General features: G+C 57.7%; 14 protein-coding genes. 10 read left to right on the forward strand and 4 right to left on the reverse strand.

The annotated features are described in order from the left end of the window. Nucleotides 1–171: 171 nt before the first annotated feature. The 9 genes from H035_RS0101955 (at nt 172) to ltrA (ending at nt 11,505) form a co-directional block, all read left to right on the forward strand. On the forward strand, nt 172–450 hold the full coding sequence (locus tag H035_RS0101955; protein WP_022947332.1) for a type II toxin-antitoxin system RelE/ParE family toxin: 279 nt from the start codon (nt 172–174) through the stop codon (nt 448–450). Then, the gene (locus tag H035_RS0101960) at nt 384–743 is read left to right on the forward strand and encodes a HigA family addiction module antitoxin (RefSeq protein ID WP_084684792.1); all 360 of its coding nucleotides are present in this window, start codon (nt 384–386) and stop codon (nt 741–743) included. Before H035_RS0101955 ends, H035_RS0101960 begins: the two co-directional genes overlap by 67 nt. 118 nt (nt 744–861) lie before the next feature. Then, nucleotides 862–3,033 carry a type I restriction-modification system subunit M gene (locus H035_RS0101965; RefSeq protein WP_022947334.1) on the forward strand — a complete coding sequence of 724 codons (2,172 nt, stop codon included), beginning with the start codon at nt 862–864 and terminating at the stop codon, nt 3,031–3,033. Beyond that, nucleotides 3,030–4,034, forward strand: a complete 1,005-nt coding sequence (locus H035_RS0101970; RefSeq protein ID WP_022947335.1) for a virulence RhuM family protein — start codon at nt 3,030–3,032, stop codon at nt 4,032–4,034. The genes H035_RS0101965 and H035_RS0101970 overlap by 4 nt, the downstream gene beginning before the upstream one ends. Further along, nucleotides 4,031–5,362, forward strand: coding sequence for a restriction endonuclease subunit S (locus tag H035_RS17740; RefSeq protein WP_022947336.1), 1,332 nt, complete (start codon nt 4,031–4,033; stop codon nt 5,360–5,362). Before H035_RS0101970 ends, H035_RS17740 begins: the two co-directional genes overlap by 4 nt. 13 nt (nt 5,363–5,375) lie before the next feature. Further along, nucleotides 5,376–8,441, forward strand: a complete 3,066-nt coding sequence (locus H035_RS0101980) for a type I restriction endonuclease subunit R (protein WP_022947337.1) — start codon at nt 5,376–5,378, stop codon at nt 8,439–8,441. Nucleotides 8,442–8,637: 196 nt separating this feature from the next. Continuing rightward, on the forward strand, nt 8,638–8,880 hold the full coding sequence (locus H035_RS0101985) for a type II toxin-antitoxin system Phd/YefM family antitoxin (protein WP_022947338.1): 243 nt from the start codon (nt 8,638–8,640) through the stop codon (nt 8,878–8,880). Beyond that, on the forward strand, nt 8,877–9,140 hold the full coding sequence (locus H035_RS0101990) for a Txe/YoeB family addiction module toxin (protein ID WP_026596164.1): 264 nt from the start codon (nt 8,877–8,879) through the stop codon (nt 9,138–9,140). The genes H035_RS0101985 and H035_RS0101990 overlap by 4 nt, the downstream gene beginning before the upstream one ends. 643 nt (nt 9,141–9,783) lie before the next feature. Continuing rightward, a complete protein-coding gene (gene ltrA, locus H035_RS17745) occupies nt 9,784–11,505 on the forward strand; it encodes a group II intron reverse transcriptase/maturase (RefSeq protein ID WP_022947341.1) in 1,722 nt (573 codons plus the stop codon). A 173-nt stretch (nt 11,506–11,678) separates the two neighbouring features. Here ltrA and H035_RS0102005 read toward each other — a convergent pair whose 3' ends face one another. The 3 genes from H035_RS0102005 to H035_RS0102015 all read right to left on the reverse strand — a co-directional run bounded on the left by H035_RS0102005 (nt 11,679) and on the right by H035_RS0102015 (nt 15,333). Then, a complete protein-coding gene (locus H035_RS0102005) occupies nt 11,679–12,200 on the reverse strand; it encodes a peroxiredoxin (RefSeq protein WP_022947342.1) in 522 nt (173 codons plus the stop codon). A gap of 280 nt (nt 12,201–12,480) precedes the next feature. Then, entirely contained in the window at nt 12,481–14,658 is a 2,178-nt protein-coding gene (locus H035_RS20625; RefSeq protein WP_022947343.1) for a hybrid sensor histidine kinase/response regulator, read from the reverse strand. A 78-nt stretch (nt 14,659–14,736) separates the two neighbouring features. Then, nucleotides 14,737–15,333, reverse strand: a complete 597-nt coding sequence (locus H035_RS0102015) for an MEDS domain-containing protein (protein WP_161623989.1) — start codon at nt 15,331–15,333, stop codon at nt 14,737–14,739. A 321-nt stretch (nt 15,334–15,654) separates the two neighbouring features. Between H035_RS0102015 and H035_RS20630 the strand changes: the two genes are divergently transcribed. After that, nucleotides 15,655–16,284, forward strand: coding sequence for a hypothetical protein (locus tag H035_RS20630; protein WP_022947345.1), 630 nt, complete (start codon nt 15,655–15,657; stop codon nt 16,282–16,284). Nucleotides 16,285–16,448: 164 nt separating this feature from the next. On the opposite strand, the gene H035_RS17760 is transcribed toward H035_RS20630, so the two are convergent. Then, a complete protein-coding gene (locus H035_RS17760; protein WP_022947346.1) occupies nt 16,449–16,892 on the reverse strand; it encodes a hypothetical protein in 444 nt (147 codons plus the stop codon). Between the last annotated feature and the right edge of the window lie 178 nt (nt 16,893–17,070).

Below are 17,070 nucleotides of genomic sequence, written 5' to 3' on the forward strand. Positions count from 1 at the left end.
GAAAACTCCACCATGGAAGGAAGCGATGCGGGAACTACCGAGATGAACGTACATAAACCTAACGAGGCGCTCCACCTGACACAGGGGGGCCGTTAGCGCTCCATTGCCGCCGGTGAGCTTGGTCGTTAGGTGTCGCTTGTTGCGTAGTGCGCAACGTGCTATTATCGGCGCATGATCAAGTCGTTTCGGCACAAGGGGCTGGAGAAGTTCTATCAAACAGGTTCGGCCTCTGGAATACAGCCCCACCACGCCAAGCGCTTGAGAATGCAGCTTGTAGCTCTGGACACCGCAACGACGATTGAAGATATGGATATCCCCGGTTTCAAGCTGCATCGATTGAAAGGCCCAGGGAAAGGACGTTGGTCAATCTGGGTCAATGGTAACTGGCGCGTCACCTTCGAGTTTCGAGACGGTCACGCGCATGCGCTCGACTACGAGGATTATCACTGATGGCCATGCACAATCCGCCCCATCCCGGCGAGTTTATCCGGGAGGTATACATGGAACCCTTTGAAATCACTGGGCGGCAGCTTGCTGTCAAGCTTGGGGTTTCTCCGTCCACTCTTACCCGGGTTCTGAACGGGAAAAGTGGCATTAGCTCTGAAATGGCCCTGCGCCTTTCGAAGGCGCTCGGTCGCAGCCCCGAGAGCTGGCTAACTATGCAGGACAACTATGACCTGTGGAAGGCCCGGCAATCGGTCAATTTGGATGCCGTAGAAAAGGTTGAATTCCGCGCCGAATAACCACTGCGTTAACTCGGACGCCCAACTGCGCTGCGCTTCGTTGGGCACCGGTTACGCGGATTGTTATGCCCAGTTTGCACACCAGAATTCATATCTCACACACTAAATAAGGGCATAGATGACCACCAACACCACCAGCCTCATCAATTTCGTCTTCGATATTGCCAACAAGCTCCGCGGCCCCTACCGGCCGCCGCAGTACCGCAAGGTCATGCTACCCATGACAGTGCTACGCCGTCTGGATTGTGTGTTGGCCCCCACCAAGGAGCAGGTGCTGAAGGAGTACGACAAGCTGCAGGCCCGCGGTCTGGAAGGCAATGCCCTGCACGCTGGGCTTGCCAAGGCGGCTAGCAAGGGCCGCCAGCACCCGCTGTACAACATCAGCCCCTACACCTTCGAGAGATTGCTGGCGGACCCCGAGAACATCGCCACCAACCTAACCAGCTACATCAACGGCTTTTCCGAGTCCGCGCGGGCGATCTTCGAGGCCTTCGGCTTCGAGTCGGAGATCGAGAAGCTGGACAAGGCCAACCGGCTGTATCTGATCGTCAAGGAGTTTGCGGATCCGCGCATCGACCTGCACCCGGATCGGGTCAGCAACCACGACATGGGGTATGTGTTCGAGGAGCTGGTGCGCAAGTTCAACGAGCAGGCCAACGAGGAGGCCGGGGATCACTTCACCCCGCGCGAGGTGATCCGCCTGATGGCCCACCTGCTCTACACCGAAGACGAAGAGGTTTATACGCCCGGCATTGCCCGCACCATCTATGACCCGACCGCCGGCACCGGCGGCATGCTGTCGGTCTCCGAGGAGTACATCACCGAACAGAACCCCCAGGCGCACCTGGAGCTGTTCGGCCAGGAGTACAACGAAGAATCCTGGGCCATCTGCCGCTCCGACCTGCTGATCAAGGACGAGCCGGTGGACAATATCGCCTTCGGTGACACCCTGGGCGACGGCGAGACCGGCGACGGCCACTCGGACAAGACCTTCCATTACATGCTGGCCAACCCGCCCTTCGGCGTGGAGTGGAAGCCGCAGGAAGATTATGTGAAGAAAGAGCATAGGGAGCTGGGCTTCGATGGCCGCTTCGGCCCCGGCCTGCCGCGCATCAACGACGGCGCCACCCTGTTCCTGCTGCACATGCTCAGCAAGATGAAGCCCAGGCCCGAGCAGGGCGGCGAAGGCTCGAAGATCGCCATCGTCTTCAACGGCTCGCCCCTGTTCAACGGCGAGCCCGGCCCCAGCGAGAGCAACATCCGCCGCTGGATCATCGAAAATGACTGGCTGGATGCCATCATCGCCCTGCCGGACCAGCTCTTCTACAACACCGGCATCTACACCTACATCTGGCTGGTCACCAACCGCAAGCCGGCCGAGCGCAAGAGCAAGGTGCAGCTCATCGACGGCACCCGCCACTACCGCAAGATGAAAAAGAGCCTGGGCAACAAGCGCAACGAGCTGGGCGATAACCACATCGAGGAGCTGACCCGCCTCTACGCCGGGTTCACCGACGGCGCCACCTGCCGGGTGGGCCTGAACGGCGAACAGACCGAACGGGTCTGCTCGAAGCTCTTCGACAACCGCGACTTCGGCTATCTGAAGGTCACCGTGGAACGCCCCCTGCGGCTCAACTTCCAGGCCAGCGCCGATCGCATCGAGCGCCTCTGGCAGGAGACCGCCTTCATCAATCTCGCCAAGAGCAAAAAGCGCAAGGACCCGACCGAGGCAGAGGCCGAGATCAAGGCCGGCGAGGCCACCCAGCAGCGCATCATCGACATCCTCCGGGGGCTGGGCGACCCGCTTTACACCGATCGCGCCGAGTTCGAACCGCGACTCAAGGCCGCCTTCAAGGACGCCGGTGAGAAACTGCCCGCGCCGATCAAGAAGGCCATCCTGGGTGCCCTGTCCGAGCGCGACGCCGAGGCCGCCATCTGCCGGGACGCCAAGGGCAACCCCGAGCCGGATACCGAGCTGCGCGATACCGAGATCGTCCCATTGCCCGCCGACATCCCGCTGCCGCTGCCCATCGGCTACGACAAGGACGCGGACAACAGCCAGCTGCTGGAGCTGGTCCAGGGCCACTGCGAAGACTACCTGGCCCGCGAGGTGCTGCCCTTCGTCGACGACGCCTGGATCGACCACGGCAAGACCAAGGTGGGCTACGAGATCCCCATCAACCGCCATTTCTATGTCTACCAACCGCCCCGCCCGCTGGAGGAGATCGAGCAGGATATCCAGGCGCTGGAAGGCGAGATCCTGGAGATGCTGAGAAAGGTGACGGCATGAGCCATGGAGAACTGATCCTTTACCGCACCGAAGACGGCAAGGCGCAAATCCACCTGCGCGTGGAGGGGGAAACCGCCTGGCTGACCCAGGGGGAGATGGCCGAGCTGTTCGACACAACCAAGCAGAATGTCGGCATGCATATCCGTAACATCTTGAACGAAGGGGAATTATCCGACGCGGCAGTTGTAAAGAAATCCTTTACAACTGCCGCCGACGGCAAGCGCTACCGGGTGAATTGGTATGCCCTGCCCATGATCCTGGCCGTGGGCTACCGGGTACGCTCGCCCCGGGGCACCCAGTTCCGCCAGTGGGCCACCGCCCATCTGGAGGAGTACCTGGTCAAGGGCTTCGTCATGGACGACCAGCGCCTCAAGGAGCCCGGTGGCTGGGACTACTTCGACGAGCTGCTGGCCCGCATCCGCGACATCCGCGCCTCGGAGAAGCGCTTCTACCAGAAGGTGCGCGACCTCTTCGCCCTCTCTAGCGACTACCGGCCCGACGACCGCGACGCCCAGACCTTCTTCGCCGAGGTGCAGAACAAGCTGCTCTACGCCGTCACAGGCCACACCGCCGCCGAGATCGTCGTTGAGCGCGCCGATGCCGATTCCCCCAACATGGCGCTGACCAGCTGGAAGGGCGCGCGGGTGCGCAAGCAGGATGTCACCATCGCCAAAAACTACCTCACCGCCGACGAGATCGACACCCTCAACCGCCTGGTGGTGATCTTCCTCGAACAGGCCGAGCTGCGCGCCAAAGAGCGCCAGGACCTGACCCTGGACTACTGGCGCCACAACGTGGACCGCCTGCTGGCATTCAACGAGCGGCCGGTTCTCGACGGCGCAGGCCGCATCAGCCGCGAGCGCATGGAACAGATCACCCACGAGCGCTACGAGCACTTCGACGCCCGGCGGCGGCGGGATGAGGCGCTGGAGGCGGATGCCGAGGATTTGCGGGAGCTGGAGGCGTTGGAGGAGCGGATCAAGAAGGAGAAACCGCAATGACCGTCAGTGAGAATGAACGGGTAATCGCTGACGAGCGGACACGCCACTGGAAAGAACGTAAGCTCAAGTTCGTATCGGGTGTGCGTACAAGCAACGTCGATAAGCATGTTGTTGAAGGTGAGACCGCTGTGCGCCTGTGCAATTACACGGACGTTTACTACCACGAAAAAATAACGCCCGACATGCCATTCATGCAGGGCTCGGCCACGGAAAGCGAAATTGAACGCTTCGGGCTTAAGAAAGGACAGGTGCTTCTGACCAAGGACAGCGAAAGCTGGGAAGATATCGCCGTCCCCGCCTATGTCGCCGACACGATGCCTGATGTGGTCTGTGGCTACCACTTGGCCATTATTGAACCTGATTCGGACGAGGTGGACGGGCGCTTCCTTTCATGGCTGGCCCAGTCCCCGGTATTGAATGACCAGTTCAAATTATCTGCAAAAGGGGTCACCCGGTTCGGGTTGTCTCAGCAGGCCTTGAAGAATGCCCTAATAGATGTTCCCCCACTCGAATATCAGCTAAAGGTGGCCGCCTTCCTCGACCGCAAGACCGCCGAGATCGACACCCTGATCGCCAAGAAGCGCCGCCTGCTCGACCGGCTGGCCGAAAAGCGCACCGCCCTGATCACCCGCGCCGTCACCAAGGGACTTAATCCCGATGCCCCCATGAAAGACAGCGGCATCGAGTGGCTTGGGGAGATCCCGGCGCATTGGAATGTCGTTCGGTTAAGACACGTTACCCAGAAGATTGAACAAGGTTGGTCCCCGCAGTGTGAAAACCGTCAAGCCAACATTGGAGAATGGGGTGTCCTCAAAGTGGGGTGCGTCAATGGCAACGTTTATAATGAGACCGAGAACAAAGCGCTTCCCATAGACTTGCCACCAAAGGAGCAGTACGAGGTTCAAGTGGACGATGTTTTGGTGAGTCGAGCAAACACCAAAGAGTTGCTTGGGAGCGCCACCTTGGTCAACAAGACACAGGGAAAGATCCTGCTGTGTGACAAGCTTTATCGTTTGGAAACAAATTCATCCGTGCATAATGGGTTCCTGATAAGAGTGCTCCGTTCACGTGCTGCGCGTTTTCAATACGAGCGTGATGCAACAGGAACGAGCGGCTCTATGCAGAACATCGGGCAAGACACATTGAAAGATTTAAGGTTCGCATGTCCACCGCTCGAAGAGCAGAAGGAGATTGAGACTCGGCTGATTGCCGCAATGGAGGAGTTTGGGCAACTTCAGGACCGAATCGAAAGCGCGGTAAGCCGCCTTGAAGAATACCGCTCCGCCCTGATCACCAACGCCGTCACCGGCCAGATCAAGGTGGCCTGAACCGAGGAAAGCCATGCACCAGGAAACCTACTTCGAACAGGCCATGGAGCAGTCGCTGATCGAGCGGGGCGGCTTCGAACGCGGCGATGCCAGTGGTTTCGATCCGGTGCGGGCGCTGTTCCCGGATGAGGTCATCGCCTTTGTCTCCGCCAGCCAGCCGGAGCGCTGGCAATCGCTGGTGAAGCTGCACGGCGACCAGGCGGGCGAGGTGCTGCTGGGGGCGCTGGTCAAGGAGCTGGCCTCCAAGAACGCGCTGCATGTGCTGCGCCACGGTTTCAAGTGCTTCGGCAAGATCTTCCGGCTGGCGTTTTTCGCGCCCAATACCGGCCTGAACCCGGAGGCCGCCGCGGCCTACGGCCACAACCGGCTGCGCGTGACCCGGCAGCTGCACTTCAGCGACAAGCACCCGAACAAGTCGCTGGACATGGTGCTGTCGGTGAACGGCCTGCCGGTGGTGACGCTGGAGCTGAAGAACCCCATGACCGGGCAGACGGTGGACGACGCCATGGGTCAGTACCGGCGCGACCGCGACCCGGCGGAGCCCATCTTCCGCTTCAAGGAGCGGGCGCTGGTGCATTTCGCGGTGGACCCGGACCAGGCCTTCATGACCACCCGCCTGGCCGGGGAGGACACCCGCTTTCTGCCCTTCAACCGCGGCCACAACCATGGCGCCGGCAATCCGCCCGTCACTGCTTCAGGGCAAGGGGCCAGCGGTTATCGCACCGGCTACCTGTGGCAGCAGGTACTGACCCGCGACAGCCTAATGGACATCCTCGCCCGCTTCCTGCATCTGGAGGTGAGCGAGAGCCAGATCACCACCAAAAAGGGCGTCAAGCGTCGCCGGAAGGAGACCCTGATCTTCCCCCGCTACCACCAGCTCGACGCGGTGCGCCGGCTGATCGACTCCGCCCGTGCCCAGGGGCCGGGGCACAACTATCTGGTGCAGCATTCGGCGGGTTCGGGCAAGTCCAACTCCATCGCCTGGCTGGCCCATCGCCTCTCCAGCCTGCACGACCGCGAGGACAACAAGGTCTTCGATACCGTGGTGGTGATCACCGATCGCCGGGTGCTGGACCAGCAGTTGCAGAACACCATCTACCAGTTCGAGCACAAGCAGGGGGTGGTGCAGAAGATCGACGAGAACACCCAGCAGCTCGCCCAGGCGCTCGGCTCCGGGGTGCCCATCGTCATCTCCACCATCCAGAAGTTCCCCTTCATCACCCAGGCCATGGACACCCTGGCGAAGAAGGGCGAGGAAGTGGCGCTCAATACCGGCGGCAAGCGCTTCGCGGTGATCGTGGACGAGGCCCACAGCTCCCAGTCCGGCGAGACGGCCATGGAGCTGCGCAAGGTGCTCAACCGCGACGGCATCGAATCGGCCATCGCCGAAGAGTTCCTGGACGCGGAAGAGGAAGCGCTGTCCGAGGCGGCGCGCCGGGAACTGTTCAAGGAGATGCTCAAGCGCCCGCGTCAGCCCAATATCAGCTTCTTCGCCTTCACCGCCACACCCAAGTTCAAGACCCAGGCGGTGTTCAACGAGCCCGGCCCGGACGGCCAGCCGCCGTTTCATCTCTACTCCATGCGCCAGGCCATCGAGGAAGGCTTTATCATGGATGTGCTGGAAAACTACACCACCTACAAGACCTACTACGGCCTGATCAAGTCCATCGAGGACGACCCTCAGGTGCCGAAGCGCAAGGCCGCCCGGGCGCTGGCGCGCTTCATGTCGCTGCACCCACACAACATCGCCCAGAAGGTGGAGGTGATCATCGAGCACTTCCGCCACAACACGTGCCACCGCATCGGTGGCCGGGCCAAGGCGATGGTGGTGACCGCCTCACGCCTGCACGCGGTGCGCTACAAGCAGGCCTTCGACAAGTACATCCAGGACCACGATATCACCGGCATCCGTTCGCTGGTGGCCTTCTCCGGCAGCGTCACCGATCCGGACTTCCCCGATCAGTCCTACACGGAAGTCGGCATGAACGAGGGCATCAAGGAGTCGGAGCTGCCCGAGCGGTTCGCCTCCGAGCACTACCAGGTGCTGCTGGTGGCGGAGAAGTACCAGACGGGCTTTGACCAGCCGCTGCTGCACACCATGTACGTGGACCGCCGACTGGCGGGCATCCAGGCGGTGCAGACCCTATCCCGCCTCAACCGGACCGCCCCCGGCAAGGAAGACACCTTTGTGCTCGACTTCGTCAACGAGCCGGGTGAGATCTTTGAGGCCTTCAAGCCCTACTACGAAGTCACCCCGGCCGGGGAGCCCAGCGACCCGCACCAGCTCTACGACCTGCAACACCGGCTGGAAGAGCACCAGGTCTTTACCGCCGACGAGGTCAACGCCTTTGCCGAGATCTGGTACAAGAACCGCAATGAACCCACCGCAGCGGATCATCGGAAGATCAACGCCATTCTCGATCACGCCGTGGAGCGCTATCGGGCGCTGGACGAGGATGAACAGGATCAGTTCAAGGGTCAACTCGCCAGCTTTCGTAACCTCTACGCCTTTCTCGCCCAGATTATCCCCTACCAGGACAGCGGCCTGGAAAAACTCTACAGCTACGCGCGCTTCCTGCTGCACAAGCTGCCCCGGCGTTCTGATGACACGGTGTTCGAACTGGAAGATGAAGTCTCGCTGAAGTATTACCGACTGCAGAAGATCAGCGAGGGCGCCATCGACCTGGGCGTGGGTGAGGCGCAGCCCCTGTACGGGCCTACCGAGGTCGGCACCGGCAAGGCCGAGGACGACGAAGTGGAGCTCTCCACCCTGATCGGCAAGCTCAACGAACGCTTCGGCACCGAATTCACCCCCGCCGACCAGCTCTTCTTCGACCAAATCGCCGAGAGTGCCGTCGAGAACGACACCTTGCGCGAAGCCGCCCAGGCCAACACCCGCGATAATTTCGCCTACGTCTTCAACCGGATGCTGGAGAACCTGTTCATCGAGCGCATGGATGGCAATGAGGAAATCTTCGGCCGCCTGATGAACGATGACGATTTTCGACGCGTGGCGGGGGAGCACCTGCTGCATGAAGTTTATGAGCGGTTGCAAGCAGGGGATAAAAACAATGCATAATCGGGTAGCCGGGGGTGTTTAGCCCCCGGCCCCTATTTGAATATTCGGGGTCAGAAATATTCGGTGAATATTCGGGGTCAGAGTAATATTTATGTTTCAAGAATATTCTTTCGGCGTTATGCGGGCAAGACGTGCTTCTTGACGTACGTACCAAAAAGCGTACCATGTTTTTCAGGTAGACTATTGGAGGTGTGTCATGACTGCAATTACAGCCAGCAAAGCCCGCGCTAACCTGTATCGACTGATCGACGAGGCCGCATCCTCGCATCAGCCGTTGCTGATATCGGGGAAGCGGAATAAGGCGGTGCTGATTTCCGAGGAGGACTGGGAGGCGATTCAAGAAACGCTGTTTCTGCTATCTATCCCTGGTATGCGCGAATCGATCCGGGAAGGTATGGAGACGTCTACTGACGAGTGCGCCGAGGATTTGGATTGGTGAGTTGGCGGCTGGTTTATACGAAGCAAGCACAAAAGGACGCCAAGAAGCTGGCTTCAAGCGGCTTGAAACCAAAAACGCAGGATTTGTTGGCCATCCTTGCGGAAGACCCGTTTCAGAGGCCGCCCCCTTTCGAAAAGCTGGTCGGTGATCTTGCAGGGGCCTATTCGAGGCGTATCAATATACAGCATCGGACAGTATACCAAGTGCTAGAAGAGGGTAGGGTTGTCAAGGTATTGCGGCTATGGAGCCATTACAAATAATGCACAATCGGGCAAGGACGGGTGTGTGCGACGTGAAGTCGCGTAAGTGATTGTTGTGCTTGGAATTAATCCCATGACACAACCTACTGTTCCTCCAGTAGTAGCCAAGAGGCGCGGGCGGAAGGGGCAACCGTTCCGTCCGAAGCCGCCTCGACAATGTACCCCAATCCCGCAAGGGATGAAGCCGAACCCGCGAGGGCAAGGCGGAACTGCGAGCATCGCGCGGTGGGGGGCTAGGCTCGGAAGTAGGGCGAGCGTATGCGAACTGGTGATAAATCCCGTCACCTTAGACAAGCCAAAGATGCTGAACAGGCTTGAGCCAAAAGGCGAGAAGGCGGTCTTGGTGTTACACCCTCACCAAGCGGGGACAAATGCCTACCGGGAAAAAGCCAGCGCCTAACCTTCCGAAGTCACTTACGCGAAACACGGTAAGCCCGTATCTCCGCCCTTCGGGGCAGGCCGACCGTAAGGAAGGTTGTTGAAGATGCGGGTAAGGGAAGCCGAAAAAGCGAACGCCGTCCTGTAATGGGATGGATAGGGATTGAGGGGAAACCCGACATCATCCCACGCGAAAGCGGGCAGACTTCCGGCGGGTCTCTCCTTGCAAGAGAGTTTGCAGAGCCATTCACAGGAGGACAAGCAAATGACGGTTGACATTGCAACTGGTGCGGCCTCCGGCTTCGAGATGGACTGGCACGGCATCGACTGGGCCAAGGCCCATCGGGAAGTCCGAAGGCTGCAAATGCGTATTGCAAAGGCGGTCCGGGAAGAACGCCGGGGCAAGGTGAAAGCCTTGCAATGGCTCCTGACCCACTCGTTCTCCGGCAAGGCCCTTGCCGTGAAACGGGTGACCGAAAACCAGGGCAAACGGACGCCGGGCGTGGACCGGGAAACCTGGAACACCCCGGCGGACAAAGCCAAAGCGGTATTGTCGCTCAAGAGAAGGGGCTACCGACCCCGACCCTTGAGGCGAGTGCTTATCCCGAAAGCGAACGGGAAGAAGCGCCCACTGGGGATTCCGACCATGCGGGACCGGGCAATGCAGGCGATATACCTGCAAGCTTTGGAACCCATCGAAGAAACCTTGGCGGACCCGAACTCGTACGGGTTTCGGCCCATGCGGGCGAGCCGAGATGCGGCGGAACAATGCTTTATAGCATTGGGAAAACGCCAATCGGCTCAATGGGTTCTGGACGCGGACATCGCCGGTTGCTTCGACAACATCGGCCACGACTGGATGGCCGCCAACATCCCCATGGACAAGGCGGTTCTACGGAAATGGCTGGATTCCGGCTTCGTCTGGAATCACCAATGGTTCCCAACCGAGGCGGGCACGCCGCAAGGCGGTATCCTCTCGCCGACGCTGGCGAACATGACTTTGGACGGGATGGAAAAGGAGTTGGAGCGGCATTTTGGAATAAAACGCCTCACCACAAATGGAAGTGTATATTCCAACCCCGCTAAAGTCTATCTGGTGCGATATTGTGACGATTTCGTCGTCACCGGCGCTTCGAAAGAGACGCTCGTAGAGGCGAAATCCGTGATCGAAGGTTTTCTAAAGGAAAGGGGGCTTTTCTTGTCTCCCGAGAAAACCAAGATCGTGCATATCGAGGAGGGCTTTGACTTTCTCGGATGGAACGTTCGCAAGTATGGGGGCAAATTGCTCATCAAACCTGCGAAAAAGAACGTCCAGGCGCTTCGGCGCAAAATCCGGGAATTCATCAAAGCCAACCGCCAGGCGAAGCAGGAAAATCTGATAGGACGCCTGAACCCGGTAATCCGGGGGTGGGCGAACTATCACCAAAACCAGGTGGCGAAAGAAACCTTCCAGAAGGTAGATTACGTCATCTGGAAACAGCTTTGGCGCTGGTGCTGCCGGAGGCATCCGAACAAACCCAAGAAATGGATCAAGGACCGGTATTTCCACCGGCAAGGAAACCGGAATTGGGTGTTCGGAGCCAAGGTGAAGGACAAAAACGGCGAGGAAAAGTTGATGAAACTGGTCAAAGCCAGTGACACGCCGATCCGCCGCCACGTCAAGATCAAGGGTGAAGCGAACCCCTACGACCCGAAATTTGAGGAATACTTCGAGAGAAGGCTCGACCTGAAAGCGAAGGACGACCTCAAGGGCTGGGGAAAACTGCTGAACCTTTGGCTTGCCCAGGAAGGAAGGTGTGCGGTCTGCGGTGAACCAATCACCAAGGAAACCGGATGGAACCGGCATCACATCCAACACAGATGCGATGGCGGCAGGGACATACAATCCAACCTGGTGCTCCTTCATCCGAACTGCCATCGGCAGTACCACAACCGGGTCGAAAGAGGACTGCCGGCTCCTGTCATAAGGGGCTTTGCAGAGGCTTGAGCCGTATGCGGGGAAACCCGCACGTACGGTTCTTAGGGGGCGGGGAGCGCGGTAACGCCTCCCTGCTACCCGACTTAGCCCGCCCTCCTTACGCCACCTAATAAGCGGGCCCCGAATATTACATCATCGGCGTCGCTGTTCCTAACCTCATTCTCCTAGCATCGTTGTACCAGTTATTGGCTGAGATAATTCAGCATGGTGTCAGCATCGCTGACTTCAAAAGGATCTTCCGGGCAGTTGTCCATCAGACCGGGTTCAATAAACATTTGCTTGATTTCGCTGTCGACCACATGCATGGAATAGCGCCACGAACGAAGGCCAAATCCAAGATTTTGCTTCCTGACCAGCATTCCCATTAATCGGGTGAAATCACCGTTGCCGTCAGGGAGCATTTTTACTTTTTCGACTGCTAAATGTTTCGACCACTGAAACATGGTGAAAGCATCGTTGACACTGAGGCAATAAATTTCGTCGATACCCTTAGCTTTCAGCGCGTCATATTTTGCCTCATAACCGGGGAGATGGTTGCTAGAGCAAACGGGCGTGAAGGCGCCGGGCAAACTAAACAGGACCACGTTTTTTCCCTTGAAGATGTCACTAGGGGTAACGTCTTGCCACCGGAAAGGGTTGTCGCCACCGATGGATTCGTCACGAATCCGGGTCTTGAAAGTTACTTCGGGTACTTGGTGAATCATGGATTCCTCCGACGGATACTTTAATTGACGATGACTGCCCCCGGGTAGGATATGGTGCTTTTCACCTCTTGCGTAGTTCGCGTACCTTGGTCAATGTCTTCTGATCGACCCTTTTCAATGGGTGCCGGGAATCGAAATTCTAACGTGCTTTTTAGCGAGACGGGGTAATGGGATCATATCGGAATAATGGGGTCAAGTCTTGGGCATAAGGGGCTACCATCCAACATTTTGCGATCTGGGGATACCTCAGACTCTGGACCCCGAATATTTAAGGGACGCGTTAAGTCCGGGACAGCAACTCCGATAACGTTTCGAAGTCAACCGGTTTGAGCAAGTGATGGTCGAATCCGGCGTCCTGTGAGCGGATTCGGTCTTCGGTGCGCCCGTAACCGGTCAAGGCGATCAACGTCGCCTCCCGCGTTTCCGGCAGTTTGCGCAACCGATTGGAGACCTCATAACCGTCCAGATCGGGAAGGCCGATGTCGAGCACTATGATCCGGGGTCGAAAAACTCGAGCCAGTTCGATCGCTTGTATGCCGCTTTGGGCTGTTTTGACTTCATATCCTTCTATTCGCAACAGCATCGCCAGGCTTTCAGCGGCGTCGGCGTAGTCGTCCACGACCAGGACGCGAAGCTTGGAGGCCGGCGAAGCCGGAGAGTCCGGTCCGGGCGCGGGGAGGGATTCGTCGGCGGGGCGATCAGCCGGCAAGAGCGGCAGCCGTACCGTAAATGCACTGCCTTGGCCGATGCCTGCGCTTTCGGCCGTGACCGTGCCGTTGTGTTTCTCGACCAGTCGACGGACCAGCGTCAGGCCGAGTCCCAGTCCTCCTTGGGCATGAGCCAAAGAACGGTCGGCCTGGGCGAAAAGATCGAAGACCCGGGCCAGCAGGTCCGGGGCGATGCCGATACCGGTGTCTTCAACGCGTATCACCGCGTCGTTGCCGGCCCTTCTGACGCTGAGTGTGATTTTGCCGCCTTCCTCGGTATATTTGGCGGCATTGTTCAGCAGATTGGTCACGACCTGTTCCAGCCGCGTCGCATCGCCTTTCAGCCAATGCGGTTCGTCCGGCACGGAAAGAACGAAGCGATGCCTTCGAGCCTCGATCAAGGGCAAGGTGTCTTCGACGGCGCGTGCGATGATCTCGGACAAATCGCAACGTTCTATTTTTAAGCGGATCTTGTCCTGGATGATGCGCGCCACGTCGAGCAGGTCGTCGAGCAGCCGCGCGAGATGCGTGACTTGCCGGTCGATTAAGCTATGTCCCCATTCCAGCGCAGGGTCTTTTGGGTCATGTTTTTTTAATACTTGCAGCGCATGGCGGATGGGGGCGAGCGGGTTGCGCAGTTCGTGAGCGAGCATGGCCAGAAACTCGTCCTTGTGGCGATCGTTTTCGCGTAATGCTTGTTCCATACGCTTTCTTTCGGCAATTTCGCCGCACAGCGCTTCGTTCGTGCGGGCCAGTTCCGAAGTCCGCTTCCGTACGTGAAGTTCCAGCTCTTCATGGGATTTCCGGCGCGCTTCTTCCGCCAGCTTGCGTTCGGTGATGTCGGTGCAGGTGCCTATCCATTCCCGGATCGTTCCATCGGCTTCTAATACCGGCACGCCGCGAGCGGCGACATGCCGATATTCCCCATCGTGCCGATGCAGGCGATATTCCGTTTCCAAGATCGAGCCGGTCGCCACGGCTTGCCGCCAATTTGCCAGGACGCTTCCGCGGTCTTCCGGATGCACGGCATGGAGCCAGCCATCGCCTTTAATTTCCCCTTCTTTTTGCCCCGTGAATAGGCGCCAACTGGGGATGTCCTCGACGATTTCGCCTTTCGAGTCGGTGGTCCATACGATTTGAGTCGTGGCAATGGCCAAAGATCGGTAGCGCTCCTCGCTGAGTCTCAGCGCTTGTTCCAAGCTATTGCGAGATTGGATTTCTTGCTCGAGCTCGGCATTGCGCCGGGCCAGCTCGGCCGTGCGGTCCTGGACCTCCGATTCGAGTTCCTGCAATACTTGATGAAGCTGTTCCTGGACGATTTGCCTCGTCTGCTCCAACGAACGCCTTTCCAGTTCCGTTGCCACGATATTGGCAAGGTTCGCGAGATAAGGCTCGTAAGGCAAAAACGCCTCAAGGTTATGGACCGAGTACGCCATGAAGCCGTATAGCTTCGAGGCGGTGCGCAGCGGCAGATGACGCATGTCGGCTTGATCCAGCGCATCCGGTTGGTTGCCGTGGGTCGAATTGTTCGACAGGGTGGCGCGGCCGGCATAATCGGGGATAGGCCGGGAAGCGTTTGGGCTGACGGTGCAATCGAGACAGAAATAGACCGTAGCAAGGCCGGGCACGGTCCGGTTGATTGCGTTGGCGGCGAAATCCACAATGGATTCCTGGTCGGGAAGTACGCACAGGGTCCCCGGAATCACGAATAATTTGCCGAGAACCTCGGCTTTACATCGAGCAGCCGTCATGGACAAGCGGTGTAATCAAAACAATTGCGCCATGGAAGAAAGCGTATGGCGTAAGCAGATCCCTGAGCGCGAAATCGCTTACGATGTTTTAGACTGTTGAAAGTAGGGATTATGCACGATTTGGCCGGCTACGATCATCATCGGATGAACACTCAGTACCTCGAAAAGCATGGCGCCGTCCATTTTGTTCACGTCGTATTGGCAAAGGATTCTCTGGAAGGGCAGTTCGTCCACCAGATCGTTGAGCATCGCTTCGTATTCAATCCAGCGCTCGATGCCGGGCAATTTTTTGCCTAGCCAGTTGGTTTCTCCGGTCACGCGGACTCCGGCAAAGCTTTCCTGTTGCGCCTGGATATAGAAAGATCGCCAATGATCAATCATGCGCTCCGGCTGGAAGGTGCCATCCGGGCAATAGGTTGTCTCCGTCTGGGCCAGGACCCATTGTTCCGGTTTAAGATTGTCGGGAGGCGTCATTCCGAGTCGAGAGAGATACGTGTCCATTTTAATCGTCTGGGGAATATCCGCGAGGTAGCCTATCTTCTCTCCGGCCAGCAGTCCGCTTTGGATAAATTGCGCAATGGTATGCCGCCGCTCATTTTCATGATTATACAAATAGCAGATGTGCATCCCTGCCGGATGTCCGCGCTCGGAGAAACCCGATGAATGACAGCTCATTTGACACATAATCCCGCTCCCGGAAGATCATAAATTCAAAATGGAATCCCTATTCGACATATGAACCAATAATGCTAGCGCGAAATCACGCGTGATATGACTGGTTGAGGTTGATGCAAAACTCTCTGGCAGGAGGACAGCTCACATGACCAGAATTGACTTTATCACGAAATTGTTTTGCCGAGTAGATAACGCAATGACGGTAGAAGGCAAGCGCACATGCTGGCTGAATTGTGCCGCAGCATTAGGATCTCAACCTGGATCACATCGATAAATACGTGTTAATTTGGCAGAGAGCGCCAAATGAATCTGAGGTGAGATATGAAAGAAAAAATCGCAGCCATCACCGGGGAGGTGGAAGAGGTAATTGAGGAAAGGATTCTGGAAAACCCCAATGTCAACCAGGTGTTGAGGTTTTCCTATCTTAAGCAGGTTACCTTCGTGGGCCTCGTTTTTCTTGTCTTGATCGGCGATGTGATCAGCTCCAGCTTTCCGCGTCTAAGCTACATTTATTGGCTGAGCATGGTGCCTATTTTAGGATTCAGCGCTGTGTTTTTGGAAACATCGCGCGTTGTCAATCAGGGGGGGTCCCTGAGCCGTCTAGCGACCCTGCAGACAACGCATTGGGGGGGTACCGCAATGGCCGTGGTAGTGATCTTTTTTTTATTGAAAAACGGTCAAGTCGATGATACCGGCGCCGGGCTGGCAATCCACGTCATATTAGCGCTCTCCACTTTTCTTTCGGGTGTTTATTTGGGGTGGAAGTTTTACTCGCTGGGTATCTTATTATTCATTACCGCGCTATTGGTGGGTTACAACGCGGAATTCGCCACTATGCTTTTGTTAACTTTCATTCCGATCACGATTTTAGGCTTGTATCTTGAAGATCACTTTTTCCTACCGGTGATCAGAAGAAAAAAGACCACTCCATCCAGAGCAACAAGCCACTAAAAATGAAATAATGGCGTCTATCATCGGATTGGCAGGGCAGTGGGGGCCGCTACTGTGCCCAGGAGCGGGATCAGGTTAAATATTCCGATATTCAGGGGGAATAGATTCAACCTGACTCCGATGCTTTCCATTGAGCGGTAAGAAAATATCATGCCGCAAGCGGCTCAACGCCCGATTACCTGGCCGATCACGGCACCGGCTGTCGCGCCCACGCCGGTGGTAACCGCGTTCCCGCGGCTTAATTCATAGCCCAGAACCCCGCCCACGGCGCCGCCGATCAAGACGGGGAGGGTGGACTGTCCGCCGTTACGACGATAATTGTTGCGACGCGATCCGCGATCGTCATAACGACGATAGGCGACCCTGGTCCGGCGGCGGTCCCGAGGCCGATGGCGGTAATCATGGCGCCGCGGCCGATAATCATTGTAATAATTATGTACCACGACGGTCCGATGGCGGACCTGGGGTCGATGATGGATGACGTGTTTGGCGGGACGATGTTTGCCGTATCCCCTGCCGTGCCCGTGGTCGCCGAACGCCAATACCGGCGTTGCAAACAGCAGTACGAACACCGTAGCCAAACCAGCGATTGAAATGGTTTTGTTCATTGTTCTCTCCCGATAGTCAGGGTCATTGTTGGACATCTCGATGCGCGTTTTTGACGTTTCGTCGAAGGACGATGCCAATTTATCGCGCATGTCTTGAACGAAAACTGAACGGTGTAGCGCGAACAAAATGTCCGAATGCCCCGTTCGCTTCGGCTTGACGCCACGAGGCTATGCTTGG

It is taken from the genome of Methylohalobius crimeensis 10Ki (assembly GCF_000421465.1).
GTDB classification, from domain to species: domain Bacteria; phylum Pseudomonadota; class Gammaproteobacteria; order Methylococcales; family Methylothermaceae; genus Methylohalobius; species Methylohalobius crimeensis.